This window comes from Nocardia sp. NPDC050408, from assembly GCF_044458905.1.
Taxonomy (GTDB): Bacteria; Actinomycetota; Actinomycetes; order Mycobacteriales; family Mycobacteriaceae; genus Nocardia.
In genome coordinates this window covers 951,337-978,225 of record NZ_JBITIL010000001.1, presented here as the reverse complement: position 1 = coordinate 978,225, position 26,889 = coordinate 951,337, and the positions used below count along the sequence as shown (strand labels likewise).

The following is a 26,889-nucleotide window of genomic DNA, read 5'->3' as shown; positions in this document are numbered from 1 at the left end:
CTCAAGCTACCTTGCCGAAGAACGCTCGGATATCGGCGACGTGCATATCCGGCAGTTCCATCGGCACGAAATGGTTTCCGGTATTGCCCTCGGGCCAGTGCGCAATCGTGTTGTCGCGCTCGGCCAGGCGCAGCATGAGTGCGGAGCCGCCCGCGTAGACGCCCGTCGGCACCGCCTTTTGGCCGGTGGGCCAGGCGAATCCGCCATCGCCGAGGCCGTTGTACATCGGCCAGGACGAGGTCCCCGCAGTGTTGGTGAACCAGTACAGGCTGATATTGGTCAGCAGATGATCTCGGTCCATGACGTCCTCGGCCAGGTCGGCCAGCGGGGTGAACTCGTTGAATTTCTGCATCAGCCAGGCGAGCAGGCCCACCGGGGAATCGGTCCAGGCGTGCGCGAAAGTCTGTGGCGCGGCATGCAATAGCACGTGGTGGTTCACCCCGCCGGACATCCAGCCCTGCATCTGATCCCATTCCGCGCGTTCCTCCGGCGTCATCGTCGGCACATCGGCCTCGGTCGGCATGCCGATACCGCCATCGATATGCACACCGACCACGCGATCCGGTGCGATACGGGCGATTTCGGGTGCGACGTAGGCCCCGAGATCCCCGCCCTGGGTGCCATAGCGCCGGTAGCCGAGCCGGTCCATTAGCTCCACCCACATCTCGGCGACCCGACGCACGGTCATCCCGGTCTCCTTGGGCCCTTCGGAGAATGCGAAACCGGGCACCGACGGGACCACCACATGGAATGCCTGCGCCGGATCGAGCCCGTGGGCGCGTGGATCGGCCAGCAGGTCAATGGTTTTGGTGAATTCGACGAACGAGTTGGGCCAGCCGTGGGTCAGGATCAGCGGCAGCGCATCCGGCTCGGGCGAACGCACATGCAGGAAGTGCACGTCCAGGCCGTCGATTTCGGTGATGAACTGCGGGAACTCGTTCAATGCCGCCTCCTGGGCCCGCCAGTCGAATCCGGTTCGCCAGTACTCGGCCAGCTCCCGCAGATAGTCGACCGGAACCCCGCGCTCCCAGCCCTTGCCCGGCAGCTGCACCGACCAGCGGGTGCGGGCCAGCCGGTCGATGAGATCGTCGATATCGGCCTGCGGAACATCGATGCGGAAGGGGCGAATCTGGTTCATCGGGATGACTCCTAGCTCTCGGGGACAGCAACCACGTTAGGAGGCAAGTAGGACCATCTATGTCCTACTTATCTGGAATTCTGAAAATCATGAACGACACACCCGCCCGCCTGCTGCGCCTGCTCTCTCTATTGCAGACACCACGGGAATGGCCGGGCAGCGAACTCGCCGATCGACTCGGCGTCACCGATCGAACCGTGCGCCGCGATATCGATCGGCTGCGTGAACTCGGCTATCCGGTCGAGGCGACGATGGGTGCGACGGGCGGCTACCGCCTGGTGGCCGGTGCCGCGATGCCGCCGCTCTTGGTCGATGACGAAGAGGCGGTCGCCATCGCGGTCGGGCTGCGCGTCGCTGCCGGATCGGCCCTCGTCGGCATCGAGGAGGCCTCGGTCCGCGCGCTCGCCAAGCTGGAGCAGGTGCTGCCCGCGAAATTGCGCCGCCGGGTACGGGTACTCGGCACCGCCCTGGTGCCGCACACCGACGACGCTCCCGCCGTCGATCCCGAGGTGCTGACCGCACTGGCCGCAGCCGTAGCCAACAGGGAGCGGGTACGTTTCGCGTATCGGGGCGAATCCGGTGCCGAAACCCGTCGGCATATCGAGCCGGTCGGGTTGGTGCCGTCACGGCGCCGCTGGTACCTCGTCGGCCACGATGTGGACCGCGAGGACTGGCGCATCTTCCGCGTCGATCGCATCGACCGACCGCAGCCCACCGGCGCCCGCTACAGCCCGCGCGCACTGCCCGCTGCGGATCCGGCCGCCTATGTGGCAGGCCGCCGAACCAATTGGGGCACACCGTCCTTCCGCGTCCGTGTCACGATCCACGCCCCGATCGGCCGGGTGGCGGGCCGTCTCGGCGACTCCCCGGGCGATATCGCCGCCATCGACGACAAGTCCTGCCGCCTGGACGCCACCCGCGACGACGACCCGACCTGGTTGGCATCTCGCCTGATCGACCTCGGCGCGGACTTCCGAGTCCACGAGCCGCCCGCCCTGGTGGACCGGTTGCGTACGATCGCGTCCCGCATAACCGATGCCGTCACTTGATGGCCGACGAAGCGATGTGCACGATAGGAGTCCGATTTCAGAACCGGAGGCTGAACCGTGCTCGACGCCGACGACGTGCGCCGCATCGCGTTGTCCTTTCCCAAGACCGTGGAGAAGGAACGCTGGAACCATCCCACCTTCGATGTGGCGGGCAAAATGTTCGTCACCATCCCCGGCGATCAGACATCGTTCGCCATCCGCTGCCCCAAACACGATCGCGAAGAACTCATTGCCGCCGAACCGGACAAGTTCTGGGTTCCCCCGCACGAGGCATCCTCCTCCTGGGTCCGCGCCCGGCTCTGCGCCGTGGAAGATATCGACGAACTGTACGACATCCTGCTGGATTCCTGGCGGCAGGCAGCACCACCGGACCTCATCGAGCAGTGACCGATTCGCTCAGCGCGGCAAGCGAATCCGCAGGATCGCACCGCTCTCGGTACCGGCAAGGAGTTCGTCGGAACGACCTGGCACGGCGACCACCGATGTCATCGGTTCGCCGGTCAGCACGGCGCATGCGGTGTTCGTGCCAGGATCGACCCGAATCAGCTGACCGGTCAGGGTGGTCACGTAGAGCACACCGGCGTCATCGATGACGAAATCGTCTGCGAAATCCGGTATTCCGGGTGACACCGTCAAGTCGGCGAGCACGGTGACGCGGCCCGGGTCGTCGATCGGGAAGCGCACGATCCGGCCGAGCGTATTGCCGTTCATGCTCAGGTAGATCGAATTATCCCGCACCACAATGCCATTGGCGCCGGTGTACTTCGCCCACGCGGTCCAGTCCGCGTCGACACCGCCGTCCGGACGAATCCGGATCACGCCGAGGCTGGAGGCGACATACAGATTGCCCAGCGCATCGAATGCGGCACCGTTGGGCATGGTGAATCCGGAGGCGAAGACCGCAGGCCTTGGATCGTTGGGATCGAAGCGCACCACGCCGCCCGGGCGCAGCACACTTGTCGGTGAATCGCCGAAGACGACGTAGAGCAGTCCGTCCGGCCCGAGCCGAATCGCGCCCGGAAATTCGACCGGCACTGTCGCGGTCAACCGGCCCGCGTTGTCGTAGCGCTGCACCTCATTGCGGTACAGCCGCGAAACCCATAGGTTGCCCTGCGCGTCGTACCCCACGTTCTCCGACCAGTCGAGCACCGGCAGCCCCGCGGGCACGGCGGTCGCGGCCTGGGCCGACGCGCATACAGCGACCGCGCCCTGCTCGGATTCGGCGATGGCGGACGGCGCACCGATACCGGCGCAACTCAGCGCGAGCGCGGCGACCGCCCACACTCGTGCGTCCGGACGATAGAGCTTTCTCAAAGCGAACCTCGACCCTCCTGCCGGAACCTCGGCCGGAAGTCTAGCCACCCATGCCGGTTATGCATCGCGAAGTAGACATAGTTATGTCAAGAACTCGACTGTATGTCGACGAGTTTGACAGTATTCACAGATGCCTTTCTTCGATGGCGCGCGCGGGCGTATGCACTATCGGCGATGGCCGGTCGAGCACCCGGTTGCGGTGGCGGTGCTCTTGCCCGGCATGGGCCAGCACAGCGGCCACTACCACCGCTTCGCTCGCATCCCGACCTCGGCCGGGATCGAAGTGTGGGCGCTGGACACCTCGGGGCACGGGTTGAGCGAGGGCGATCCGAATAATCCCGGCACGCTGGTGGAACTGGTAGCCGATGCGATGCGGTTGATCGAACTGGTCCGCGCGGAATTACCGGGTACGCCGCTGATCCTGATGGGCCACTCACTCGGGGCGGTCACCGCCTTGGGAATTCTGGGCGCGGCGGTGCCGGATCAAACCAGCGCGGCCGACGACTTGCACGGATTGGAGGCCAAGTACCCGCTGTGGCCGAGCCTGCCCCCGAGCGAGCTGGTCGGGCTGGTGCTGTCCGGAGTGCCCAAGCGCGCGCTCGGCGGCGGCGCGCCCGGCGCACCCGGCACGCCGTTGCCGAGCACCCTGCCCATCCTCGCCGTGCACGGTATCGAGGACCGCAGGGCGCCGATCGATGCGATGAGGGGCTGGATTCGTCGCCACGATTGGGTAAGTTTGCGTGAGTACGCCGACGCCGGGCACGACCTGTTGCACGAGCCGGTACAAGCGCGGGTCGCCGCCGACATCGCGGACTGGATGCAGGGTGTCGTCGTGGGGTTGACGCACCGGTGAGTTGATCACGGCTGCGCGGGCAGCACGATGAGGAAGGGGGCGGCGAAATGTCGGACGTGACAGCGCTGAATCAAGCGATCGACGATGGCCAGCTCTGGATCGATGGGGTACTGGTCGCCGAGGGTGCGCATGAGCAGTGCGCCGTGCGCTATGAACAGCTTGCCGATGAGGTCGAGGCCCAGATCGCCGTATTGAGCGGTGCCACATCGCTTCCCGGCTTCGGCGGCTTCGATTCCGGTGCGGCGCTGCGGTGTGGCTTCGAAGACAAGGCCGACGGCGCGATCATCCGATTGCGCGCGTATGCCGACGCCGCAAGGGCGCTCGCGCAGACCTTCCGCGCGGCCGCAGCGGCATACACCCGGGCCGATACGGATCTGGCAGTCGCGGTCGGTCAGGTCGAGGTGGCGGGAGCCGCGCATGCGTAAGATGCCGCACTCCGGTGAGAAGACCCCCATTCGGTATGCCGACCCCAGCTACACCGACCCCAACTACGCGCAGACCGTCGAAATCTTCGACAATCTGTCGCATCGGGAAATCCACGACGGTGTCCAGCTGATGAATCCGGTTGTCCTCGCGGCCGGACAGCAGGCGTGGCAAGGCAGTTCGACCGGACTCGCCACCGCCGTAGCGCAGGCGCACAGCGAGATTCGGGTCGCGATGGCCGACGGTTGGCGCGGTGCCGCGGCGGACTCCGCGGCCGCTGCGGTGCGCGAATTCGAGCGGCACGGACAGCAACTCGCCGATATCATGGCCGCCGTCGGTCAGCGGCTCGGCCAGGCGGGCGATGCCGCCGAGGCACTTCGCGCGGCCGTGGTCGAACCGTCCAGCGAAACAACGGATCTGGCTGGTGCACTGCTGGATCCGACGAGGGCGACCGAGAACACCACCACCCAGAAATCCGCCGACGGCACCCGCCAGGATGTCGTGCAGGCGATGGACGGCATCTACACGAATGTGTTCATCTCGACCGGTTCCGGTGTGCCCGCCTTCCCGGATGCGGTGACCGCCGATGTGCCGCAGTCATCCGACACCACACCGGTCGCTCAGGTATCCACCACGACCGTTCTCGACACTGGTACGCAAACCCTCACCACCCCAACGGTTTCGGCGACCGCGCCGGTGCCGACTACATCGCACACCACCGTCGAGCCGGCGACGACGCAACCGGCGAGCGCCCCGACCACCGTCACTCCGGTGAGCACCGCCACCGACACCGCACCTGCTGCCGCGAAACCCGTTGTGCCGACGGCGGATTCCCCAACATCGACCAGCCCGGTTGCAGCCACCACATCGACGACCACACCGGATCGCTCGGTGCGACCGGGTACCGCCACACCGGTGACCACCGCCGCATCCACCTCGATGGTCGCTCCGACGGTTCCCGGCATCTCGAACACCGACGACGAGCGCAAACGCGATGAGCGCAAACGCGATGCGAGTGGCGATGCGATCAACGGCGTCGGCGCGGGAGCGGTCGGCGGACTCATGGGCGGCGCCATGGTCGCGGGCGACAGCCCGCGCTCCGGCATGAGCACCAGTGCCGCCGCCGCCCGCGCAGCCCGCGAAGAGGACGAGTACGACGACGAATACCACTTCTTCGACGACGATCTGACCTTCCTGGAACCGGCCGATGACGGCGGTGAGCTGATCGGCGATATGGATCCGACGACACCCCCGGTCGTCGGCGAATGGACCGAACTGGAGTGAACTGGACGCTGACCCCGGACCAGTTCGCCATGGCCTGGGCCCGCACCGATGGCGACCGCATCCCCTACCCACTCGCCGTACGCCTCTCGGCTCGCGATACCGCGGAGCGCACCGCCCAACTCCCCGCGTTGAACCGTTGGTGCGAGGAGACCCTCGACGCCGATCTGGAAGGCGCATTGCGGGTGCTGGCTCGCCCCACCGTGCGCATCGAGGTCTTCGGCGAGCGCGGTACCGCAGAGCCGTCGACCGGAGTCGATGTCGGGCAGGACGGCACGGTCGCGGCGACGGGTTTGGTCGAACAGACCGGTCCCGTAGTCGACCAGCCGAGCATCGCGGCGCAATCGCGTCCGGTGCGCGTACTCGGTGCTATCGCCGGGGATATCGCGGTGGTCGCGGCGCAACGCGCGGGCGCGACCACAGATCGCGGCAGCGATATCCGACTGTTCGTCGATCGCGTGAAAAATCTTTCCGCACGGGTGATTTCGGTACTGCCGGAGAATACGCCCGGCACCACACCGCAATTGACCGCACCGCTGGCCCGGGTCAGCGAGGACAGTCGGGATCTGGTGACCGTACCGGTGGCCGGACCCACCACGCCGACCCGAATTCGCAAGCTGCTCAGGCAATCCCGCGACGGCATCGGCCAGATCGTGGTGTCGGTGCGCCGAGCCGACGGCGAGCTGCATCCATTCGGGGTGCTGTGTTGGATCGACGTGATCGGCGACGGCAGGTACTCGGTGCGCACCGGGGTCGATGTCGATATCGTGCCGGTCACCGCACAGCGGTTCACCGCACAACTGCGGCCGATGGTTACCGCGGCCGAACGCACCCTCACCTTGGCCGAGCGTTGGTGAAGGTGACCAAAAGCGTGTGCGGTCGACGAGACGGCGGGCACCTCACGCGAGTAGCGCGGTGACCTCGTCGTCCTCCAACTGATGGAAGTCGCGGTACGCCATTCCGACGCCGCCGAGCGAACGCGGCACCCATGGGCAGACCACTTCATCCGCCTCTGCGGCCACCCGGCGCAGCGCCTCGGAGGACGACACCGGCACCGCAACGACGATCCGCGTCGGTTGGTGCAGTTGGGCGACCCGGCATGCGACGGCCACCGTCGCCCCGGTCGCCATGCCGTCGTCCACGATCACCGTTGTGCGGCCGGAGATCGGGATCGGTTTGGCATCACCGCGCCACACCTCACGTCGGCGCTCGAGTTCGGCCCGTTCCAGATCCTCGATCTCAGCGACCTGACGCGGCGTTATCCCGGTGTGCGACAACACATCCTCATTGAGGACCCGGATACCTTCCTCACCGATGGCCCCCATAGCCAACTCCGGCTGCCACGGCACACCGAGCTTGCGGACCAACAGGATGTCGAGATCGCCCCCGATGACCTCGCGCACCGCGGCCGCCACCGGAACCCCGCCGCGGGGCAGTCCGAGCACCAGCGGTTGCATCGCACGCAGGTGGCCGAGTTCCGAACCCAGCGCGCGACCGGCCGCTGTCCGATCGGAGTAGATCATCCGAATCAACGCTACTCCGGTGCGCGCTCGGTGATCGCGAATCGCCGCAATGCCAGGCTGGGATTGGTGCGGCGAACCGTGGCGAGCTGTTCGAGGTCGATATCGGCGGTGAGCACGCCGGGTTCGTCACCGAGTTCGGCGAGGACGGCACCGGTCGGGCCGATGATCATCGACGCCCCAGCACCACGCGGGGCGCATTGATCGGCAGCGGCCACGTAGACGGTGTTTTCGATGGCACGTGCACGCAGCAACGTCGTCCACTGATCAACCTTCGCCGGACCGGGAATCCACTGCGCCGGCAGCACAAGCACCTGCGCGCCCGCAGCCGCGACGCGACGGCAGCCTTCCGGGAACCGAAGATCGAAACAGGTCTGCATGCCGAATGTCACAGCACCGACCGTGAAGGTGGCCGGGGCCTCGATCGCACCCGGCTCGACGACATCGGATTCGAGATGTCCGAACGCGTCGTAGAGATGCACCTTGCGGTACTTCGTCACCAGGTTCGCATCGGGTCCGAGCACGACGAGGGTATTGCGGATCCGACCCGCCTCCGGCGCCACTTGCTCGACCATTCCGGCGACCAGATACACCCCGCATTCGCGCGCGATATCGCCGAGGCCGGTGACGAACGGCCCGGTCAGCGGTTCGGCGACGGCCACGACCCGCTCGTCGAGCCGGGTCACGGCAAACATCGAGTATTCCGGCGCGACCACCACCTTCGCACCCCGTTCGGAGGCCGCGCGAACATACTCGCGCAGGGTTCGCAGATTGCTGGTCGGATCGATTCCCGGCGCGAATTGAACCACCGCCACAGCCACCGCCGATGTCGTCGGATCGTGATGCGCGGACACGCTTTCGGGTTGCATACGTCTCACCGTATTGGCCCGGTGGCCGGGACGACCACCGGGAGGCAGTAAACTGCTGGTCAATGAGTACCAATCAGGTCGACAGCGTTCCTGGCGACAACGACAGGGACAACGACGGCCCGACCTTCGCCGATCTGGGCATCGATGACCGCATCCTCGCGGCCATCGCCGATGTGGGTTATGAGTCGCCGTCTCCCATCCAGGCCGCGACCATTCCACCGCTGCTCGAAGGCGCCGATGTGGTCGGGCTGGCCCAGACCGGCACCGGCAAAACCGCGGCATTCGCCATCCCGATCCTCATGGGTATCGAGGCGACCGGCAAACTTCCGCGTGCCCTCGTGCTGGCCCCGACGCGCGAACTCGCGATCCAGGTCGCCGAGGCATTCGGGCGATATGCCACCCACATTCCCGGACTGCATGTGCTGCCGATCTACGGCGGCCAGGCCTATGGCGTCCAACTCTCCGGCCTGCGCCGCGGCGCGCATGTCGTGGTGGGTACGCCGGGCCGGGTGATCGACCACCTGGAGAAGGGCACGCTCGACCTGTCGCAGCTGCAGTATCTGGTGCTCGACGAGGCCGACGAGATGCTGAAGATGGGGTTCCAGGAGGATGTCGAGCGCATCCTCGCCGACACTCCGCGCGAGAAGCAGGTGGCGCTGTTCTCCGCGACGATGCCCTCGGCGATCCGCAGCATCTCCAAGAAGTACCTGCGCGAACCGGTCGAGATCACCGTCAAGTCGAAGACCTCCACGGCGACCAACATCACCCAGCGCTGGGTCCAGGTCTCGCATCAGCGCAAGCTCGACGCACTGACCCGGATCCTCGAGGTCGAGTCGTTCGAGGCGATGATCCTGTTCGTGCGCACCAAGCAGGCCACCGAGGAACTGGCCGAAAAGCTGCGCTCGCGTGGATTCTCCGCCGCGGCGATCAACGGCGATATCGCGCAGAACCAGCGTGAGCGAACCATCGGCCAGCTGAAGTCCGGTGCGCTCGACATTCTGGTCGCCACCGATGTCGCCGCGCGCGGACTCGATGTGGATCGCATCTCGCATGTGGTCAACTACGACATTCCGCACGACACCGAGTCCTATGTGCACCGGATCGGCCGCACCGGCAGGGCCGGGCGCAGCGGTGAGGCGCTGCTGTTCGTCGCACCGCGGGAACGTCATCTACTCAAGGCGATCGAGCGCGCCACCCGGCATCCGCTGACCGAAATGCAGCTGCCCAGCGTCGATGATGTGAATACCCAGCGCGTCGCCAAATTCGGCGATTCGATCACCGAGAACCTCAGCTCGACGAACTTGGCGCTGTTCCGCAAGCTCATCGAGGACTACGAGCGCGAGCACAACATTCCGCTGGTGGATATCGCGGCGGCGCTGGCGGTCAGCGGCTACGACGGCGACAACTTCTTCATGGAGCCCGAGCCGGAGCCGGTCGAACGCCCGCAGCGCGAACGCATGCCGCGCGGAGATCGCCCAGCGCGCCGGTTCGAGGGCGAAGACCGCGGTCCATCGCATCACCGCGGTACCGGAGCCGAATTGGCGACCTACCGAATCAGCGTCGGTAAGCGGCACCGGGTGGTGCCCGGCGCGATCGTCGGCGCCATCGCCAACGAGGGCGGACTGCGCCGCAGTGATTTCGGCCATATCAGCATCCGGCCGGACCACAGCCTGGTCGAACTGCCAGCGGACCTATCCTCGGAGACGCTGGAAGCATTGCGGCGCACCAGGATCAGCGGCCAGCTCATTCAGCTGCAGCTCGATTCCGGCGCGCCGAGCGCACGTCCGTTCCGCGCCGGACCGCGACGCGATCGCGACGGCGGCAAGCGACCCGAACGGCGTAAACCACGCTCCTGAACCGGGGACGGGTAAACCGCCGATGGGCGCGACGGGCCCGGGGGCGGTAGCTTGCGTAACCACGCAGGGCCCCGCGGACACCGAGTTCAACGCCGGTGGGAGCGACGGGCCCGGAGGCGGTAGCTTGCGTAGCCACGCAGGGCCCCGCGGACACCGAATTCAGCGCAGTCGAATCGGCTAGCTACAGTGTTGCCGTCCGTGTCCGGCGAAGACACAGGAGGCCGCGTTTGATCGTGTTCGGTGATCGTGTCGTCTGTTCCGCCGTCGACCTGGTACGCGCGGCGCGCTGTGAATTCGAGTTGCTGCGTGCCCTCGATACTGAACTGGGCACCATCGCGGGCACGGCGGATATGGTGCCGGATCATGCGTCGCGCAGCGCATTCCACGATGCGCGCGCACGCAGGCTCGCGGACTTCCGGGATCGGTACGGCAGTCAGATGGTGGAGATCCATTGCGCCGCGCACGATCCAGCGACCGATCCCCAGGGATATATCGCCGCGCTGCGGGCCGCCAATGCCGAGACGATCGCGGCCCTGCGGGCCGGCGCGCATGTGATCCACGGTGCCACCTTCTTCGACGGAAAATTCGTCTGTACCGGCGATTTCCTGCTGCGGGCCGGTCATCGGGTGCGCTACACAGTGCACGGCACCGCGGCCGGTCCACCGGATCGGATCGATGCCGCGCTCGAACTCGCCGCCTGCGCCGACGCTTTGGACCGCAGCGGCGCGCTCACCGCTCCCCTGGTGCGGTTGTACCTGGACGAGGACTGCGAGACCGTCGCGCTCACCGATCTGCTGCCGGTGTATCTGGCTCGGCGCGGCCGGGTGGAGCGGATCCTGGAAGACAAACTCGGCGAGTTGCTGCCCGTGCAGTGGGGCGATCCGCGCTATCTCGCCTGTGGCCACTGCCCGACCTGCACCGGCGCCATCTCGGCGGCACGCGATTTGCTACTGGTCGCGGGTATGCCGCGCACAGCGCGGGCCAGACTGCGCGAGGCCGGGGTGAGCACCATCGACCGGCTGGCGAGCAGCACCTCCACTGTGCCCGGCCTGCCGCCGCGCACTTTCACGGCATTGCGTCGCCAAGCCGAAGTCCAGCTGGCTCGAGAAGATTCCGGACAGCCGACGCACACGCTGGTCGACCCGATCGCGTTGGGGGCGTTGCCGCCGCCGTCACCGGGCGATCTCGCGCTCACCATCGAGGATGGGGCATCGGGTCGGCTGCTCGGTATCGAGGTGGGTGGCAACGGCACAGTCCACTTGGCCTTCCGTGCCCCGTTCGGCGCGGCACCCGCACCGTATCGGGCGATGACCGATATAGCCGACGAGGAGGCCGGGCAGCGGCGCGCATTGGACGAGGTGCTCGACTTCGTGGCACAGCGGCAGCGGATGTATCCGGATATGCGCGTGTACCACTACACCTCCGACGTGCGCTCGGCGCTGCTGCGGTGGACCGGTCGGTACGGAGTCGGTGAGGAGACCGTCGAGGATCTGCTGCACACCGGTGTGCTCGTCGATCTGTATCCGATCGTGCGCAATGCGCTGCTGATCGGGGAACGCTCCTATCGGCTCAGTCGACTGCGGCGGCTGCTGCCGACTGTGGCCGGCCAGGAACGCGATTGCGTCACCGTGCTGCGGCTGCGTGACTGGCTGCTGGATCGGGCGGCGGAGCGGCGCGTGGACTCGGACGCGATGCTGCTGGATCAGGCGAGTTCGTGGTGCCTGGTGCCGAGTCCGGAGGAGACGGATCCGCTGCCTCCGTCGCGGCCCTCGTCGATCGAGGCCGCACTCGCGGAATTCGCGGCGGCACAGAGGCAGCCGCACCATCCTGCGGCATTGATGGCGGCGGCGCTCGGTTATCACCGGCGCGAACGTCAGCCGCTGTGGTGGGCACATGCCGACCGGCTCAGTCATCCGGTCGACGAATGGGCCGATGCGCCAGGCGTACTGGTCGCCGATTGGGGCACGGTGGACACCAAATGGCATCGCAGCCCGCATCAGCCGACCATGCGCAGATACCTCACGCTGACCGGACGGATCGGCATCGGTTGGGGCGGTAGCGAAACCGCGGGCGGCGCCGCCACCGGCACGGTGCTGACGCCGGGGGCCACCGTGTACACCTTCTATGATCAGCCGGTCGCCGCCGGAATGATCACCGCCGTCGGTCGGCGCGCGACCGCCTCCGCGACGGTGCTCGGCTGCTCGGTGGACGCGAACTTCGACGACACCGTGCGGCTGGAGGAATTGCTGCCGGACGGCTGCGAACCCTACGACGAGCTGCCGATCGCGATCGCACCCGGTCTGCCCGCCTGGGACGAGAATATCGAGACCGCGGTCGAATTCGCCGCCCAGCAACTACTGATGGCACTACCGCAGGTCCCGGCGGGCGCGGTCTTCGACATCCTCGACCGCCGACCCCCGCGCCTACGGCGTGCCGAACGGCTGCCGGATGTGCACGGTGACCACGCGGCGGCGATCACGGCCGGGCTGCGCGATCTCGACGATTCCTACCTGGCGGTGCAGGGGCCGTCGGGCACCGGCAAGACCTCCACCATCGCCAGGGCGATCGAACGTATGGTCACGCGGCACAAGTGGCGCGTCGGGATTGTCGCGCAGACGCATGCGACGGTGGAGAGCCTGCTCGACATGATCGTCGCGATGGGCGTGCTACCGGAACTGGTGGCAAAGAAGGATGTCGTGGCGGTGGCGCCGGAGTGGTCGGTGATCGACGGCGCGCGCTATCCGCGGTTCCTGGACAATGCGGTCAACGGCTGCGTAATCGGCGGCCTACCGACCGATTTCGCCGATGCCGAGGTGGTCCCCAGCGACAGTCTCGACCTGCTGGTGCTCGCCGATGCGGGCCGCTTTCCGCTCGCCGATACCGTCGCCGTCGCAGTGAGTGCGCGCAATCTGCTGCTGCTCGGCGATCCCGCGCCGTCCGCGGCGCGCAGCGCGCATCCGGAACCGGTCGACGAATCGGTACTGGGCTGGCTCACCGAGGGCCGCCACACGCTGCCCGCCGACCGCGGCTACTTCCTGGACCGCACCTGGCGGATGCATCCGCGGGTCTGCGATCCGATCTCCCGGCTGTACTACGACAACCGCCTGCGCTCCAACGAAACCGTCACGCTCGCACGGCAGTTGGAGGGTGTCGAACCGGGTGTGGAGACGGTGCTGGTGCCGCACAGTGGCGATTCGACCGAATCGATGGCCGAGGCCCGCGAGGTGGTCCGCCGGGTGCGCGCCCTGCTCGGCGTCTCGTGGACGACCGGTGCGATGACGCGACGGCTACATCCGCACGACATCCTCGTGGTCGCGCCCTACAGCGCCCAGGTCGCCCTGATCCGAACGCTGCTGGCCCGAGCCAAGATCGAGGATGTGCTGGTCGGCACCGCGGAGCGTTTCCGCGGCCGGGAGGCGGCGGTCGTGCTCATGTCGATGACCACTTCCAGCCCCGCCGACGCGCCATACGGTATGCGATTCCTGCTGTCACGCAGTCTGGTTCAGGCGACGCTGTGCCGGGCCATGTGGAAGGCCGTCGTCATTCGGTCACCACTGCTCACCGAATATCTGCCGAGTGCGCCGGACGAGCTATCGGATCTGGCGACATTCCTACGACTCAGCTGAATATTTCTTTCAGCATTTGGGTGGTTTGTGACCGAAATAATCAGTCCGAACCGGTTGGTTCTTTTAATGGAATTCGATCTTGAAATTGCTATCCCGCGTAATTCGCGATTAGCAGTCAGCTCAGCCGAAGCAGTTGCCCTCACCGCGATAAGTGGGCACCGTCGTCCGCGCGCCGTCGCCATCGATCAGGTGCACCTGGTTGAACCGCTCACACAGCTCCCCCGCCTTGGCATGCCGGAACCACACGCGATCGCCGATCCGCAGTTCAGCGGCTCCGGAGAGCGGCGTCTGCACCTCGCCAGCACCCTCGGTACCGAGCAGCTTCAAACCGGTGGGCCACGCCGGCTTCGGCACCCGTGACGCCCCGGTGGGACCGGACGCGATGTAGCCGCCCGCGAAAACCGTCGCGATGGATGGGGTCGGCTTGCGCAGCACGGATGTGGCGAAGAACAGCGCGGGTCGCGGAGTGAAGGCGCGGTAGTGATCGAAGAGCGTCGGCACATACAGCCCGGAGCCCGCGGTCACCTCGGTGACATCCGGATCGGTGACGCTGACCTCGATGGATCCGGAACCACCGCTGTTGACGATCTCCAACTTGCCGACCACCGAACGTACCGCGTCCAGAACCCGCCTGCGCCGCTTGCCGATTTCGGCCGCCGAGGCCCGCTTCACCAGGCGCACAGCGATATTAGAGTCGGGCAGCCCGGCGATCTGCGCCTCATAGGTCATCACGCCGACCACGTCGAACCCACGGTTCACGGCCTCGCGCGCGAGTTCGGCGGCCTGCTCGGGGGTGCGTACCGGCGAGCGCCGAACACCCAAGTGCAGCGGCCCGATTCGCAGCGAGGCATCCACATCGAGGCAGATTCGTGGTCGCACGAGATCGGTTCCGACCGCGGCGCGGATCAGGTCCAGCTGCGCGCGATCGTCGACCATCAACGTAATGGATTGGCGCAGCGTGTCATCGGCTGCGAGCGCGGCGAGCGCCGCGCGGTCGACGGTCGGATAGCCGAGCAGCACGTCGCGCGCGCCGAGGCGGACCAGCCAGATGGCCTCCGCCAACGAATAGGACATGATGCCCGCGAAGCCGCCGGATGCGGTTAGCCCGGCACCGAGCACCTCCTCGAGCACGGCGCGACAGCGCACCGATTTACTCGCGACTCGAATGGGCACCCCACCCGCACGACGGACCAGGTCAGCGGCGTTGGCACGCAGCGCGGTCAGGTCGAGGGCGGCAAGCGGCGGGTCCAGCTCGGCCGTGGCCGCATGCAGTGTGGCAATCGGCGACGTGTCTGTCACCAGTCCACTCAATCACCAAACTGGTCAAACGTCCAGTAATGCGGGAATCAGACTTCGGCAGCCCGGGTAGCCAGGCTGCTGACCAGGTCGTCGAGCACCACCAGCATCGTTTCGTCATTGCAATCCGCAAGCCACCGCAGCACCGTGCCCTGTAGCACTGAGACCGCATAGGCCGCAATGGCTTCCGTCGGCTCCAACCACTGCGCGCCCGAGCGGTTGGCACAGAGGTCGAGGAAACTTGCGACCTCGGAGTCCATCTCACGGAACAGAGCCGTGGCCTGCGGGTCGGCGACGCATTCGGTCTGCGCCTCCCACCGTTCGGCCAATTGATGCGCGGTCGCCTCGTACCTGCGGGCCTGCTTGGCCGGAGCCGCTTGGACCAGCGGCCAGTACGCACTCACACCGGCATGCAGCAGCACCCGAAGTGCTCGCACTCCGGTGAAATCGAGCGAGGCGGCCGCCTTCTCGACGGCCTCGCAAATGGTCGGCCGCAGCCGAACCGCCGCTATATCTCCACGTACGCTCAACGACGACTCCCTCGGGGAAAGAACTCGCGCACCTTCGTCGGCGCGGCTCGTTGAACACGACAGGCCGCTCTCACGAATCCCCCACTAGGGAATTTCCTGGATGCCCAGTCCAACATTCATCAATGGTAGAGGCTTTCCGGGGTTTAAGAACGGGTTCGTTGGGTATTTCCAGACTGGAAGAATGTTTTGTTACCCAACCGGAATCCCGCTGCGATCGAGCGGTGTTCACCGGAATCGCCTCCGAGGGCGTGACTCTCGCGTCTGCCTACGCAAGATAGACCATCGACCACACTACGGTACGTAACGGTACCGCCCCGGTCTTATGTGGCGGATACCACACCAATACCTCGCAAACTGGACGGCCGACGGTTCCGCGATCGACACCGTGCCGACACCGTGAGGTAGCTAGCCTGGACCGGTGACTCTCTCGCCCTCGGCCGACCAGTTCTATCTGACCGGCACGTTCAACTTCCGCGATCTCGGCGGTCTGCGCACTGTCGACGGCGCCCGGATCCGCCCCGGCGTGCTGTTGCGCTCGGCCCAGCTGAGCGGACTCGATCTGCCCGGGCACGCGATCTTGCGCGAACTCGGCGTCACCGATGTTTTCGACCTACGCGGGCCGCGCGAGATCGAGCACATCGGCCACGACAATCTGCCCGAGGACGTCCGCCTGAATGTCGCACCGTTCGATTCCCGAATGGCCGAGGCGCCGCCGCACGATGCGCAGACCGACGCCGCGTTCACGCACATGCTCGAGGTCTACCGGTACTTCCCGGCCCTGCCCGAGGCAAATGCCGCGATCATCACCATCGCCGAGACGATCGCCGACGGCGACCGCGCGGTGCTGGTGCACTGTGCGGCGGGTAAAGACCGCACCGGCTGGGCAATCGCGACGCTGCTGCGTGCGGTCGCGGTCGACGAGGCCGATGTGCTCGTCGACTTCATGGCCAGCAATGACGCCGTCCCAGCCCTGCGCGCCATGATGACGCCGAAACTGACTGCGGGAGCGGAACTTTCCATCGATATCCTCGGCGTGCGGGAGGACTACCTGCGCATCGCGACGGACGCCGTGCACGAAAGCCACGGTGATTTCGAGACCTATCTGACCGACATCGGGTTCACCGCGGACCTGCGCGCGCGGCTGCGCGATCGCCTGCTCGAGTGAGTCATCCCGCCTGCGCCTGCTCGCGTCGGACCAGACCGTCGGCATCGATGCTGACCTGATCGCCGGTGTGGAACCAACTTCCGGTGAACCGGTCGGCGGTTGTCTCCGGATCGTTCCAGTAGCGATGGGTCACATTCGGTCCGCGACACAGCAATTCGCCTTGGCCTGACTGCGCCCGCGGCCCCCACAGCGCCAATTCGGTACCGCCGAACGGGAATCCGAGCACCGGATCGGCGCCGGGTGCGGTGTCGGTGTCGTCGTCGACGACCAGGCCGATGCCGCTGGTTTCGGTCGCACCCCAGACCGACCACTGCCGCGCGGCCGGGAACATGTTCCGCAGGGGCGCGACCAGATCGGCGGGATCGGTGCGATCGGCGGCGCGTTCGCCGCGATGGCCCGCATTGCTGACCCGGACGATGCCCTCGGTGCGCAATCCCTCGCTGCGCAGCGCCGCGAGTTCGGGCAGCAAGCGGGCGAATATGCGTGGAGTCGCGGAAACCATATCGATCCGTTCGGAGACAATGGTTTCCGCGAGACTGCGACTATCCGGTGCGAGGACTACGGTGCCGCCGACCGCGAAGGTCGGCAGCAGCTGGTCCACACAGCCGCTGGCATGCGCCAGCGGTAACAGCACCAGATTGCGCAGCCCATCGGTCGGCAGATCCAGCGCCGCGACGACGGAACGGATTGCCGAGAGCAGATTTTCATTGGTCAGCTCGACACCCTTGGGCGCGACAGTGGCATTGGCCGGACAGGCCCCGGCGCCGCTGGTGTAACAGAGCAGTGCCAGATCACCCAAGGCCGCACCGTCATCGATGAAGGCGGCCCCGTCGGGCAGTTCGTCGCTGCCGCCGCCGAGCACGAAATCGGTACCGCTGTCGGCCATCACCCGCTCGGCCACCGCATCGGGCAGTCCATGGTGCACCAGCACCGGTACCGCGCCGCTGAGCAGCGCCCCGAGGAAGGCCTGGACCCAGCGCGCGCCCGTCGGCATGTGGATGGCGACCCGGTCGCCGTAGCCGATGCCGTGTTCCTGCAGACCGCCCGCGATGCGGGAGGCGCAGTGCCACAGCTCCCGATAACTCAGCCGGGGGCCGCCGATCTCCACCACCGCCTCCCTGGTCGAGAAGGCGTGCACCTGCAGATCCAATAGTTCGGTCAACGCCGGGGTGAGGTTGCCGTAGCGCAGCACCCCATCGGCGCCGCGGGCCAGCGGGGCGTCGCAAGCATGCGGACGGCTGGGTGGATATTCGACCAGAAACTGCGACATGAGTCCTCCGCACGCGCCTCGAGCCCGCAGGCTCTTGCGACTATATGACGCGAGTCACATTTTCGCTGGCATAGGAGAGGAACGTGTCTCGGATGTCATCGGCCGGTGTAAGTCGCCTTCCCTGGTCCGACCTCCAGGAAGCTGCGCACCGCGCCGCGCAGATCCGCCGTGTCGAACAGCGCGCCGGACACCTCCGGCGTAACCGAATCCGCGTGCGCCACACCGCCCGAGCGCCACGCTTCGATGATCTGTTTGGTCGCGGCATGCGCCCGGGTCGGGCCCTCGGCCAGGCGATTCGTCAATTCCCTTGCCGCGGTGTCGACATCGTCGTGAACGGCGTTGACCACGCCCCACTCGGCCATGGTCGTCGCGTCGTAGAGGTCACCGGTCATCACGAATTCGCGGGCGCGACCCGAACCGGCGCGCTCGGCCAGTCGCTGCGGACCGCCCATCGACGGTGTGAGGCCGACGACCGTCTCCACCAGACCGAATTTCGCCTTCGGCGCGGCCAGGATGATGTCGCAGGCCAGGGCCATTTCGAAGGCGGCGGTCAGGGTGAGGCCGTGCGCGGCGAAGACCACAGGGCACGGCAGCGCCTCCAGCGGATGGATGATCTGCGCGAACTGGGTGCGCCACAACTCGGCGCCCTGCTCCACCGTCAAACCATCGAAGACGTGTACGTCGACGCCACCGGAGACCAGCTTGCCCTCGGCCCGCAGCAGCACCGCGCGCGGCGGATTGGCCGATAGTGCGGCGAGATCCTCGATGAGCGCATCGAACATCGGCTGGTCGAACAGATTCAGCGGCGGATTGGCCAGGGTGAGGGTCGCGACCTCGGCGCCGCCATCGGTGGTTTCCCGGGTCAGCCTGGTGGCCTTCGTATCACTCATCCGGCAAGAGTAAGGCGTCGATCTGCCAGACTAGGCGAGTGACCAAGTCGGTATCGGAAAACGGTTCCTACGTCGAGCCCGGTGAGTTCAACCGGGATACGAACTACATCACTACACGCATTACTGCCGACGGCCGCGACGGGTATCCGGTTGAGCCGGGGCGCTATCGGCTGGTCGCGGCGCGGGCCTGTCCGTGGGCCAATCGCACACTGATCGTGCGCAGGCTGCTGGGGCTCGAAGACGTCATATCGCTCGGACTGTGCGGGCCGACACACGACAAGCTCAGCTGGACCTTCGATCTGGATCCCGGCGGGGTGGATCCGGTACTCGGCATCCCCCGGTTGCGTGAGGCATATCTTGCGCGATTCCCGGACTACCCGCGCGGCATCACGGTGCCCGCCCTCGTGGACGTTCCCACCGGTCAGGTGGTGACCAACGACTACGCGCAGATCACGCTCGACTTCTCCAGTGAGTGGACCGAATTCCACCGACCCGGCGCGCCGCAGCTGTATCCATGGGAGCTGCGAGCCGAGATCGACGAGGTGAACCTGGCCGTCTTCCGGGATGTCAACAACGGCGTTTACCGGTGCGGATTCGCCGGAACGCAGGCGGCGTACGAGGCGGCCTACGATCGGCTCTTCGCTCGGTTGGACTGGCTGTCGGAACGGCTCGCCACCCAGCGCTACCTGGTAGGCGACACCATTACCGAGGCCGACGTTCGGCTGTTCACTACGTTGATCCGCTTCGATCCGGTCTACCACGGCCATTTCAAGACCAACCGCAGCAAGCTGAGCGAAATGCCGGTGCTCTGGGCCTATGTGCGTGATCTCTACCAGACACCCGGATTCGGCGACACCGTCGATTTCGGGCAGATCAAGAAGCACTACTACGTGGTGCACAGCGATATCAACCCGACCCAGATCGTGCCCAAGGGCCCGGATCCGACCAACCTGCTGACCCCACACGGCCGAGAAGCGCTGGGCGGCAGGCCATTCGGCGACGGCGCCCCGCCACCACCGCCGCCGCTCACCGAACGGGTCCCCGCGCTGCGCGAGCCGGCGTGATCGAACCGACATGCTGGGAACCCGGCCGACCGGGTACATCGTTGTCATGACGGGCCGATAGCGGTCGGTGCAATAAGGTCGTTGCGTACGGGCGGAAGAGGAGGATATCGCCGTGTTCAAAGGCACGTTCGAGAAGACGGTGGTCCAGCTACTCGATACCGGGTCGCGCTTGCAGGCGCCCGCGGTCGCCAAGTACGTGGACCGGCTGCGGCGTTCGCATCCGGCGGAGAATCCCGCGCAGATCATCGAGCGGCTGGAGCACCAATACCTGCTCGCGGTCACCAGCAGTGGCGGCGCCGTCGGTGCGACGGCCGCGGTGCCGGGCGTCGGCACGATCGCGGCGCTCGCGGCGGTCAGTGCCGAGACGACCTTCTTCATGGAGGCGTCCGCGGTGTTCACGCTGGCTGTCGCGGCCGTGCACGGCATCTCCCCGGAGGACAAGGAGACGCGGCGGGCGTTGGTGCTCGCGGTCGTGCTCGGCGAGAGCGGAATGGAGATCGTCGAGAAGACGGTCGGTCATTCGGCGAAGAACTGGGGCACGCTGTTCGCCAATAAGATTCCCGGCCTGTCGAGCATGAACGATTCGCTGCTCAAGCGATTCATCATCCGCTTCATCACCAAGCGGGCCGCATTGATGGCGGGCAAGGTGGTGCCCGCCGGTATCGGCGCGGTGATCGGCGGCGTCGGCAACCGCTCACTCGGCAAGACCACGATCAGCAACGCGCGCAAGGCTTTCGGCCCCGCGCCGGTGACCTGGCCCGCCGATCGACAGCTCGTCATCGATGCCGATCCGCTGCCCGCCCTGGATCCGGCCAAGCCGCAACCCCCGACCACGCCGCGATGAGCGCGGGCCAACCGCTCGCCTTCTCCGTTCGCGGCCTGACCAAGCGCTACGACCTGGTCACCGCGGTCGAAAATGTGAGCTTCACCGTGCCGTCCGGGACAACCGCCGCCCTGGTGGGTCCGGCGGGCGCGGGTAAGTCGACGATTCTGCGGATCCTGCTCGGTCTGCTCCAGCCGACCTCCGGAACCGCTGCGGTCGGCGGGCCGGGCTCCCGGCGGCGCGCCGGATCCGCGGTTGTCGTCGGCGGCATGCTGCAGCCGCGCGGGCTGCATCCGGCTCGAAGCGCGCGCGATCATCTGCTGGTCTATGCGGCAGCCGCCGGTGTCGAGGACGCGCGGGTCGACGAGGTGATCCAGGTGGTCGGCCTCGGTGACTCGGCGAAGACGCGGGCAGGCGAGCTGTCGGCCGGACCGCAGACCCGGCTGGCCCTGGCGACCGCGCTGCTCGGTGACCCGCAGTTGCTGATTCTCGACGAGCCACTGGCCGGTCTCGACGCGGCCGAACGCGCCTGGCTGGCCGACTTCCTGCGGCGACACACCCGCCGGGGCGGCTCGGTCCTGTTGTCCAGCGAAAGCCTCGCGAATGTGATTCCCATGGCGGACAACATCATTGTCGTGAGCGAGGGTTCGGTGGTCTATCAGGGGACGCCCGCCCGGCTGCGGCGCGGCCATCCCGATCGACTGGTCGTCGCCGCATCGACCCCGATCGCACTCGCCACCATGTTGGCCGCACAGGACTTCACCGATGCGGTGATCCGTCCCGACGGACGTCTGGCAGTTGCCGAGGCGACCGAAGCGCAGATCCGCGCGGCGGCGACGGCGGCCGGTGTGCGCGTGGACAATATCGCCGCCGACCAGATCCACCCGGACCGAGTGCTCGCCTCATTGCTCAAACCGGCCCGCCCGCCCCAGCCCGCCCCCTATGCCGGGATCGCACCGCAGCAATCGACCCCCTACGGGATTACCCGATGATCGCCGTGCTGCCGCCGGACCTCGTTCCGGCCGTCAACTCCGAGGTCCGCAAGGTCAGCACGCTGCGCGCCAGCCGAATCCTGGCCGCACTGATCCCCGCGATCGCCCTCGTCGCGAGCACCGTGACCACACTGCTTGCCGGGCCCGCCGATCCGAAATCCAATCCGGCCACGGGCGCGGCGACCATCGGGCTCTATATCGGGCTCGCGGCCGCGATCGTGCTGGCGGGCGCGTTCGGCGCGGCCGGTGCGGGAGCCGAATATCGTTACGCGACAATGTCGTCGACCGCCCTGTTCACCTCCGATCGGGATCGTCTCGCCGCCGCGAAATACCTCGTCACCGCGGGCTTCGCCCTTGCGGCGACTTTCGTCGTCGAACTCATCGCCTTCGCCTGCCTGCTCGGTTTCGGCCACGGCAAATTCGACTTCGGAGTGCGCTTCCTCGCGGTTCTCGGCGGCGGTCTACTCGCTGCGGTCTGCTGGTCCCTGATCGGCGCCGGTCTGGGATTGCTGCTGCGCACCTCCACCACCGCGATAGTGGCGATGTTGGGCTGGCTGGTGATCATCGAACCGTTGATCTGGGTCGTCGCTAAAGCAATCGGCCTCGCCGGAGTGGTGACCGTCCTGCCCGGCTCGGCCACCGTCAGCACCGTTGCCGTCGGTTCCTTCAAAGACAGCGACTTCCTGGCCCCCACCCCCGCTGCCCTGGTGGTCCTCATTCTCTGGACCATCGCCGCCGCGGGCGGGGCCTGGTGGTTGCTTCGCACACGCGACATCTGATCCAGCCTCGGCAGCGGGGAACAAACAGCGGTGCGGCACGTGTCATTACCGTCGGTACAAGCACGACAAGACGGGGTGAGCAGCGGAAGTGACCGAGCGCGGTATGGGTTGGATGCGCAGACTGTGGACCGAGTGTTGGAGCCACCGGGGCACGGTCACGGGCATCGCGATCGCGTTGGTGGCCGGAGCAGTGGTCGAGATCTCCGCGCCACTGCTGACCAAGCGGGCGGTCGATGCGGCCGGAGTCGGTGACACCTCCGTCATCGGGACCATCGCGGCACTACTCGCGCTTGTCGCATTGGGCCGGTTCTCGGCGGCGTTCGGACGACGTATGTTGGCCGGACGGCTTTCCCTCGATGTGCAGCATTCGTTGCGTGTCAGCCTGCTCGCTTCGTTGCAGCGACTGGACGGCGTCGGGCAGGACGCACTGCGCACCGGGCAGGTGGTATCGCGTTCGATCACGGATCTGCAGTTGGTGCAGGGCCTTTTGGCGATGGTCCCGCTGTCCGGGTTGGCATTGCTGGAGTTCCTGCTGGCGGCCGCGGTCATGGTGTGGCTGTCGCCGCCGCTGGCCGCCGTCGCTCTGCTGGTGGTCCCCGCCATCGCGGTGCTGGTATATCGGATGCGGCCGCGCCTGTACGCGGCGACGTGGTCGGCGCAGCAGCGCGCAGCCGAGGTCGCGCAGCATGTCGAAGAGACCGTCACCGGCGTGCGGGTGGTGAAGGGCTTCGGGCAGGAAGCTCGGATGGTGCGCGTGCTGGAGGAGCACGGGCGCGTTCTCTACGCCGAGCGCATGCGCGCCGCCAAGATCAATGCGCGCTTCGCCCCCGTGGTGACCACGATTCCGCAAGCCGGGCTGGTCGCGGTGATCGTTGTCGGCGGCCTGCTCGCCCTGCACGGCGTTATCGGTATCGGCACGTTTCTCGCCTTCTCCGCGTATGTCACGACTATGACCGTGACCACCCGAACCATGTCGTCTGTGGTGATCATGGCCCAGCTCACCAGGGCCGCGGCCGAGCGTGTCTACCAGGTCATCGACGCGGCACCCGAAATCGCCGACCCGCCTGCCCCGGCCGACCTCCCCGATGGGCCTCTGGGTATCGAAATCGATTCGCTGACCTTCGGATTCGATCCCTCACAGCCCATCCTGCGTGACCTCGACCTGACCGTGCGGCCCGGCGAAACCGTTGCCATCATCGGCCCTGCGGGCTCCGGAAAGTCGACGCTGTCACTGCTTCTCCCCCGCTTCTACGCCCCCGACTCCGGCAGCATCCGCCTCTTCGGAGCCGAACCGGGCACCATCGCAGGTGAATTCACCGGTGCGAAGAAACGAACCGTCGATACCGCCGACTCGCCTCTGGCAGCACCCTTCGGTCCACAGCTCGGCGGCCCCGCGAACGGCTCGACGGTGCGGGCAGACCCGCGAAATGCGGACGCCGTGGATATCGCGGATCTGCGGGCGACCGATCTCCGGAGCGCGATCGGGGTGGTGTTCGACGATCCGTTCCTGTTCTCCGACACCATCGCCGCCAACATCGCCCTCGGTCGATCAGCGGCTACCGATGCCGAAATCCGCTATGCCGCAAAGCTTGCCGCGGCCGACGAGTTCATCACCGAACTATCAGACGGCTACGACACCGTTGTCGGTGAACGCGGATTGACACTCTCCGGCGGGCAGCGGCAGCGAATCGCTTTGGCCAGAGCGCTTTTGGCGCGGCCACGGATTCTGGTACTCGATGACGCGACCTCCGCGGTCGATGCCGTGACCGAGGCGGCCATCTTCGAGAAACTGCCCGATGTGGGTGGACGCACGACATTGATCCTGGCGCATAGGGAATCCACACTGGCGCACGCGGATCGGGTGATCCGGCTTCCCGGTCCGGTCTCATACGCCACCGGCGAAGCCACAGGCGCTGACACCCCAGCGTCAGCTGATGCCAAGCGCACCACCCGCACCACAGCCACCGGTGCCGCCCGCACCGCAACCATCAGTTCCGCGCGCACCACAGCCACCGATCCCGAACCGACCACAACCACCGGCGCCGCGCACACCACAACCACCGATCCCGGGCGCACAACGGCTATCGGTGCCGGGCGCACCACAGGTTTCGCCCGCGCCGCAACACCCACCAGCGGCCCAGGCGGCTTCTCCGGCGCCGCAGCCGATCTCAGCGAGACCCCCGAATTGCGCCGCACCATCGAACATCTGCCACCGGCCACCGAACAACCCGGCTCGGACGATGAGCAGCTGCGCCAACCAGATCCCGGATTTCGGCTCGCTCGCCTCCTACGTCCGGTGCGCTGGCTGGTCCTGGCCGTAATCACCCTGCTCGCACTGGACACCCTCATCGGCGTCGCCTTCCCACCGATCGTGCGATACGCCATCGATTCCGGGGTGAGCGGCCATGATTCGGGCGCGCTCGCCAGAGCCGGAGTGCTCGGTGCGGTCTTGGTGGTACTCGGTCTCGCGGTCGGCGCGGCGACCACCGTCCTCACCGCCCGCACCGGCGAACGCGTCCTCTACGGCCTGCGCGTGCGCAGCTACGCCCATCTGCAACGGCTGGGATTGGACTACTACGAGCGCGAACTGTCCGGTCGCATCATGACCCGGATGACCACCGACGTAGACGCACTGTCGACCTTCCTGCAAACCGGCGTCGCGACCACCCTGATCGGCCTGCTCACCCTGGTCGGCATCGCGGTCGCGCTGCTGGTCATCGATGCCTCGCTCGCTGCGGTGGTACTGATCGCGCTGCCGCCGCTGCTGGTGGCGACAGCGCTGTTCCGCCGCGTCTCGTCTACCGCCTACACCGTCTCGCGCGAACACGTCTCGACCGTCAATGCCGATTTCCAGGAGAATGTCGCCGGGCTGCGCGCCGTCCAGGCCAACCGACACGAGCCGATCGCCGCCCGCCGCTTCGCCGAATACTCCGATCGCTACCGCGCCAGCAGGATGCGCGCCCAGCGCGCGATCGCCATGTATTTCGCCTTCGTCATCGCCTGGGCCGATCTGGCACTGGCCGCGGTCGTGTACTTCGGCGCGCGCGAAGTCGCCGAGAACACCATGACCGCGGGCACACTGATCGCCTTCGTGCTCTACCTACAGCTGCTCTTCGGCCCGATCCTGCAATTGTCCCAGGTCTTCGACGGCTACCAGCAGGCGCGCGTCGGCCTGCGCCGCATCGGCGACCTGCTGCGCACCCCGTCCTCCATCGCCGCCGATCCACCGGATGCGATCGCCATCGACCACGGATTGCGTGGCGAGGTCGTCCTCGACGACATCCGATTCCACTATCCGAGCACCGAGAAGCCCGCCCTCGACGGAGTTTCGCTACGGATCCCGGCCGGATCCACGCTGGCCCTGGTCGGACCGACGGGCGCGGGTAAATCCACCATCGTCAAGTTGCTGGCCCGCCTCTACGACCTGCCGCGCGACACCCAGGGCGCGATCGCGGTCGACGACATCGACATCCGCGACTACCGCCTCACCGACTACCGCGGCCGGCTCGGCATCGTCCCGCAGGAAGCTCACCTCTTCACCGGCGATGTCGCCAGCAACATTGCATTCGGGAAACCTTCCGCGACCGAAGCCGAGATCGCGGTGGCCGCCACCGCCGTCGGCGCGGCCGACATGATCGCCGCGCTACCGCAGGGCATGCGCCATCCGATCGGCGAGCGCGGCCGCGGCCTCTCGGCAGGCCAACGCCAACTGATCGCACTGGCCAGAGCCGAACTGGTCCGTCCGGATCTGCTGCTGCTCGACGAGGCCACCGCCACCCTCGATCCGGAGACCGAGGCGTCGGTGCTGGTAGCAAGCCGATCGCTGACTCGCGGCCGCACCACCATCGTCGTGGCGCACCGCCTGGGCACCGCCGCGCGAGCCGATCGGATCGCCGTCGTGGAACGCGGGCGGATCGCCGAAATCGGGCCGCACGACACGTTGGTTGCGGCCGGTGGCCCCTATGCCCAGCTCTGGGCGGCGGCCAGCGAAACGGGGGGAATATTCTCGGGTGAGGACGGGTCGTCATCTTTGGGATCGGGTTTGTCCGGCGGTCAGTCGATCCACTGATTTACTGCTGGGCCTATTCTCAGAGAGGGCGCATCGGCGCGCATCCGCTGATCCCCGTGCCGGGCACGTCACAAACGTCGCA

Annotated in this window: 22 protein-coding genes; 14 read left to right on the top strand and 8 right to left on the bottom strand. The window is 66.9% G+C overall.

Annotation, left to right across the window (positions count from 1 at the left end; genetic code table 11):
• Position 1: 1 nt before the first annotated feature.
• Positions 2-1,138 carry an epoxide hydrolase gene (locus ACIBJI_RS04315; RefSeq protein ID WP_364344189.1) on the bottom strand — a complete coding sequence of 379 codons (1,137 nt, stop codon included), beginning with the start codon at positions 1,136-1,138 and terminating at the stop codon, positions 2-4.
• Between the two features lie 89 nt (positions 1,139-1,227).
• Between ACIBJI_RS04315 and ACIBJI_RS04310 the strand changes: the two genes are divergently transcribed.
• Both ACIBJI_RS04310 and ACIBJI_RS04305 read left to right on the top strand, forming a co-directional pair.
• The gene (locus tag ACIBJI_RS04310; RefSeq protein WP_397082979.1) at positions 1,228-2,187 is read left to right on the top strand and encodes a helix-turn-helix transcriptional regulator; all 960 of its coding nucleotides are present in this window, start codon (positions 1,228-1,230) and stop codon (positions 2,185-2,187) included.
• 57 nt (positions 2,188-2,244) lie between these two features.
• Entirely contained in the window at positions 2,245-2,574 is a 330-nt protein-coding gene (locus ACIBJI_RS04305) for an MmcQ/YjbR family DNA-binding protein (protein ID WP_364344195.1), read from the top strand.
• A gap of 9 nt (positions 2,575-2,583) precedes the next feature.
• Here the strand turns inward: ACIBJI_RS04305 and ACIBJI_RS04300 are convergent, their stop codons facing one another.
• The gene (locus tag ACIBJI_RS04300) at positions 2,584-3,501 is read right to left on the bottom strand and encodes an SMP-30/gluconolactonase/LRE family protein (protein WP_396957155.1); all 918 of its coding nucleotides are present in this window, start codon (positions 3,499-3,501) and stop codon (positions 2,584-2,586) included.
• A gap of 130 nt (positions 3,502-3,631) precedes the next feature.
• Between ACIBJI_RS04300 and ACIBJI_RS04295 the strand changes: the two genes are divergently transcribed.
• The 4 genes from ACIBJI_RS04295 to ACIBJI_RS04280 are packed head-to-tail and all read left to right on the top strand — an operon-like array spanning position 3,632 to position 6,915.
• The gene (locus tag ACIBJI_RS04295) at positions 3,632-4,354 is read left to right on the top strand and encodes an alpha/beta fold hydrolase (RefSeq protein WP_364344201.1); all 723 of its coding nucleotides are present in this window, start codon (positions 3,632-3,634) and stop codon (positions 4,352-4,354) included.
• Between the two features lie 47 nt (positions 4,355-4,401).
• A complete protein-coding gene (locus ACIBJI_RS04290) occupies positions 4,402-4,779 on the top strand; it encodes a hypothetical protein (protein ID WP_397082977.1) in 378 nt (125 codons plus the stop codon).
• Positions 4,772-6,061 carry a hypothetical protein gene (locus ACIBJI_RS04285; RefSeq protein ID WP_364344207.1) on the top strand — a complete coding sequence of 430 codons (1,290 nt, stop codon included), beginning with the start codon at positions 4,772-4,774 and terminating at the stop codon, positions 6,059-6,061. Before ACIBJI_RS04290 ends, ACIBJI_RS04285 begins: the two co-directional genes overlap by 8 nt.
• Positions 6,043-6,915: an ESX secretion-associated protein EspG gene (locus ACIBJI_RS04280; protein WP_364344210.1), complete on the top strand. Its 873-nt coding sequence runs from the start codon at positions 6,043-6,045 to the stop codon at positions 6,913-6,915. The genes ACIBJI_RS04285 and ACIBJI_RS04280 overlap by 19 nt, the downstream gene beginning before the upstream one ends.
• Positions 6,916-6,957: 42 nt before the next feature.
• On the opposite strand, the gene ACIBJI_RS04275 is transcribed toward ACIBJI_RS04280, so the two are convergent.
• Positions 6,958-7,581, bottom strand: a complete 624-nt coding sequence (locus tag ACIBJI_RS04275; protein WP_364344213.1) for a phosphoribosyltransferase family protein — start codon at positions 7,579-7,581, stop codon at positions 6,958-6,960.
• Positions 7,582-7,592: 11 nt separating this feature from the next.
• The gene (locus ACIBJI_RS04270) at positions 7,593-8,447 is read right to left on the bottom strand and encodes a carbon-nitrogen hydrolase family protein (protein WP_397082975.1); all 855 of its coding nucleotides are present in this window, start codon (positions 8,445-8,447) and stop codon (positions 7,593-7,595) included.
• Positions 8,448-8,509: 62 nt separating this feature from the next.
• On the opposite strand from ACIBJI_RS04270, the gene ACIBJI_RS04265 reads away from it, so the two are divergent.
• Together ACIBJI_RS04265 and ACIBJI_RS04260 are read left to right on the top strand one after the other, a co-directional pair.
• Positions 8,510-10,303 carry a DEAD/DEAH box helicase gene (locus ACIBJI_RS04265; protein ID WP_364344219.1) on the top strand — a complete coding sequence of 598 codons (1,794 nt, stop codon included), beginning with the start codon at positions 8,510-8,512 and terminating at the stop codon, positions 10,301-10,303.
• A 233-nt stretch (positions 10,304-10,536) separates the two neighbouring features.
• Complete coding sequence (locus ACIBJI_RS04260; protein WP_397083068.1) at positions 10,537-13,929, top strand: AAA domain-containing protein; 3,393 nt, start codon at positions 10,537-10,539, stop codon at positions 13,927-13,929.
• Positions 13,930-14,049: 120 nt separating this feature from the next.
• On the opposite strand, the gene ACIBJI_RS04255 is transcribed toward ACIBJI_RS04260, so the two are convergent.
• Positions 14,050-15,228, bottom strand: a complete 1,179-nt coding sequence (locus ACIBJI_RS04255; RefSeq protein WP_364344222.1) for an amino acid deaminase/aldolase — start codon at positions 15,226-15,228, stop codon at positions 14,050-14,052.
• Between the two features lie 47 nt (positions 15,229-15,275).
• Positions 15,276-15,755: a TetR family transcriptional regulator gene (locus tag ACIBJI_RS04250; RefSeq protein WP_364344225.1), complete on the bottom strand. Its 480-nt coding sequence runs from the start codon at positions 15,753-15,755 to the stop codon at positions 15,276-15,278.
• A 418-nt stretch (positions 15,756-16,173) separates the two neighbouring features.
• On the opposite strand from ACIBJI_RS04250, the gene ACIBJI_RS04245 reads away from it, so the two are divergent.
• Positions 16,174-16,920 (top strand): tyrosine-protein phosphatase, encoded by a 747-nt coding sequence (locus ACIBJI_RS04245; protein ID WP_397082972.1) that lies wholly within the window; start codon positions 16,174-16,176, stop codon positions 16,918-16,920.
• Between the two features lies 1 nt (position 16,921).
• Here the strand turns inward: ACIBJI_RS04245 and ACIBJI_RS04240 are convergent, their stop codons facing one another.
• Both ACIBJI_RS04240 and ACIBJI_RS04235 read right to left on the bottom strand, forming a co-directional pair.
• The gene (locus ACIBJI_RS04240; RefSeq protein ID WP_364344231.1) at positions 16,922-18,190 is read right to left on the bottom strand and encodes an AMP-binding protein; all 1,269 of its coding nucleotides are present in this window, start codon (positions 18,188-18,190) and stop codon (positions 16,922-16,924) included.
• Positions 18,191-18,285: 95 nt separating this feature from the next.
• Complete coding sequence (locus ACIBJI_RS04235; protein ID WP_364344234.1) at positions 18,286-19,080, bottom strand: enoyl-CoA hydratase/isomerase family protein; 795 nt, start codon at positions 19,078-19,080, stop codon at positions 18,286-18,288.
• Positions 19,081-19,118: 38 nt separating this feature from the next.
• On the opposite strand from ACIBJI_RS04235, the gene ACIBJI_RS04230 reads away from it, so the two are divergent.
• The 5 genes from ACIBJI_RS04230 to ACIBJI_RS04210 all read left to right on the top strand — a co-directional run bounded on the left by ACIBJI_RS04230 (position 19,119) and on the right by ACIBJI_RS04210 (position 26,807).
• Entirely contained in the window at positions 19,119-20,144 is a 1,026-nt protein-coding gene (locus ACIBJI_RS04230; RefSeq protein ID WP_396957169.1) for a glutathione S-transferase family protein, read from the top strand.
• Positions 20,145-20,256: 112 nt separating this feature from the next.
• Positions 20,257-20,988, top strand: a complete 732-nt coding sequence (locus tag ACIBJI_RS04225) for a hypothetical protein (RefSeq protein ID WP_364344240.1) — start codon at positions 20,257-20,259, stop codon at positions 20,986-20,988.
• Positions 20,985-21,959: an ABC transporter ATP-binding protein gene (locus tag ACIBJI_RS04220; RefSeq protein WP_397082970.1), complete on the top strand. Its 975-nt coding sequence runs from the start codon at positions 20,985-20,987 to the stop codon at positions 21,957-21,959. The genes ACIBJI_RS04225 and ACIBJI_RS04220 overlap by 4 nt, the downstream gene beginning before the upstream one ends.
• Positions 21,956-22,738 (top strand): ABC transporter permease, encoded by a 783-nt coding sequence (locus ACIBJI_RS04215; RefSeq protein ID WP_397082968.1) that lies wholly within the window; start codon positions 21,956-21,958, stop codon positions 22,736-22,738. The genes ACIBJI_RS04220 and ACIBJI_RS04215 overlap by 4 nt, the downstream gene beginning before the upstream one ends.
• A gap of 103 nt (positions 22,739-22,841) precedes the next feature.
• Positions 22,842-26,807 carry an ABC transporter ATP-binding protein gene (locus tag ACIBJI_RS04210; RefSeq protein ID WP_397083066.1) on the top strand — a complete coding sequence of 1,322 codons (3,966 nt, stop codon included), beginning with the start codon at positions 22,842-22,844 and terminating at the stop codon, positions 26,805-26,807.
• Positions 26,808-26,889 lie beyond the last annotated feature (82 nt).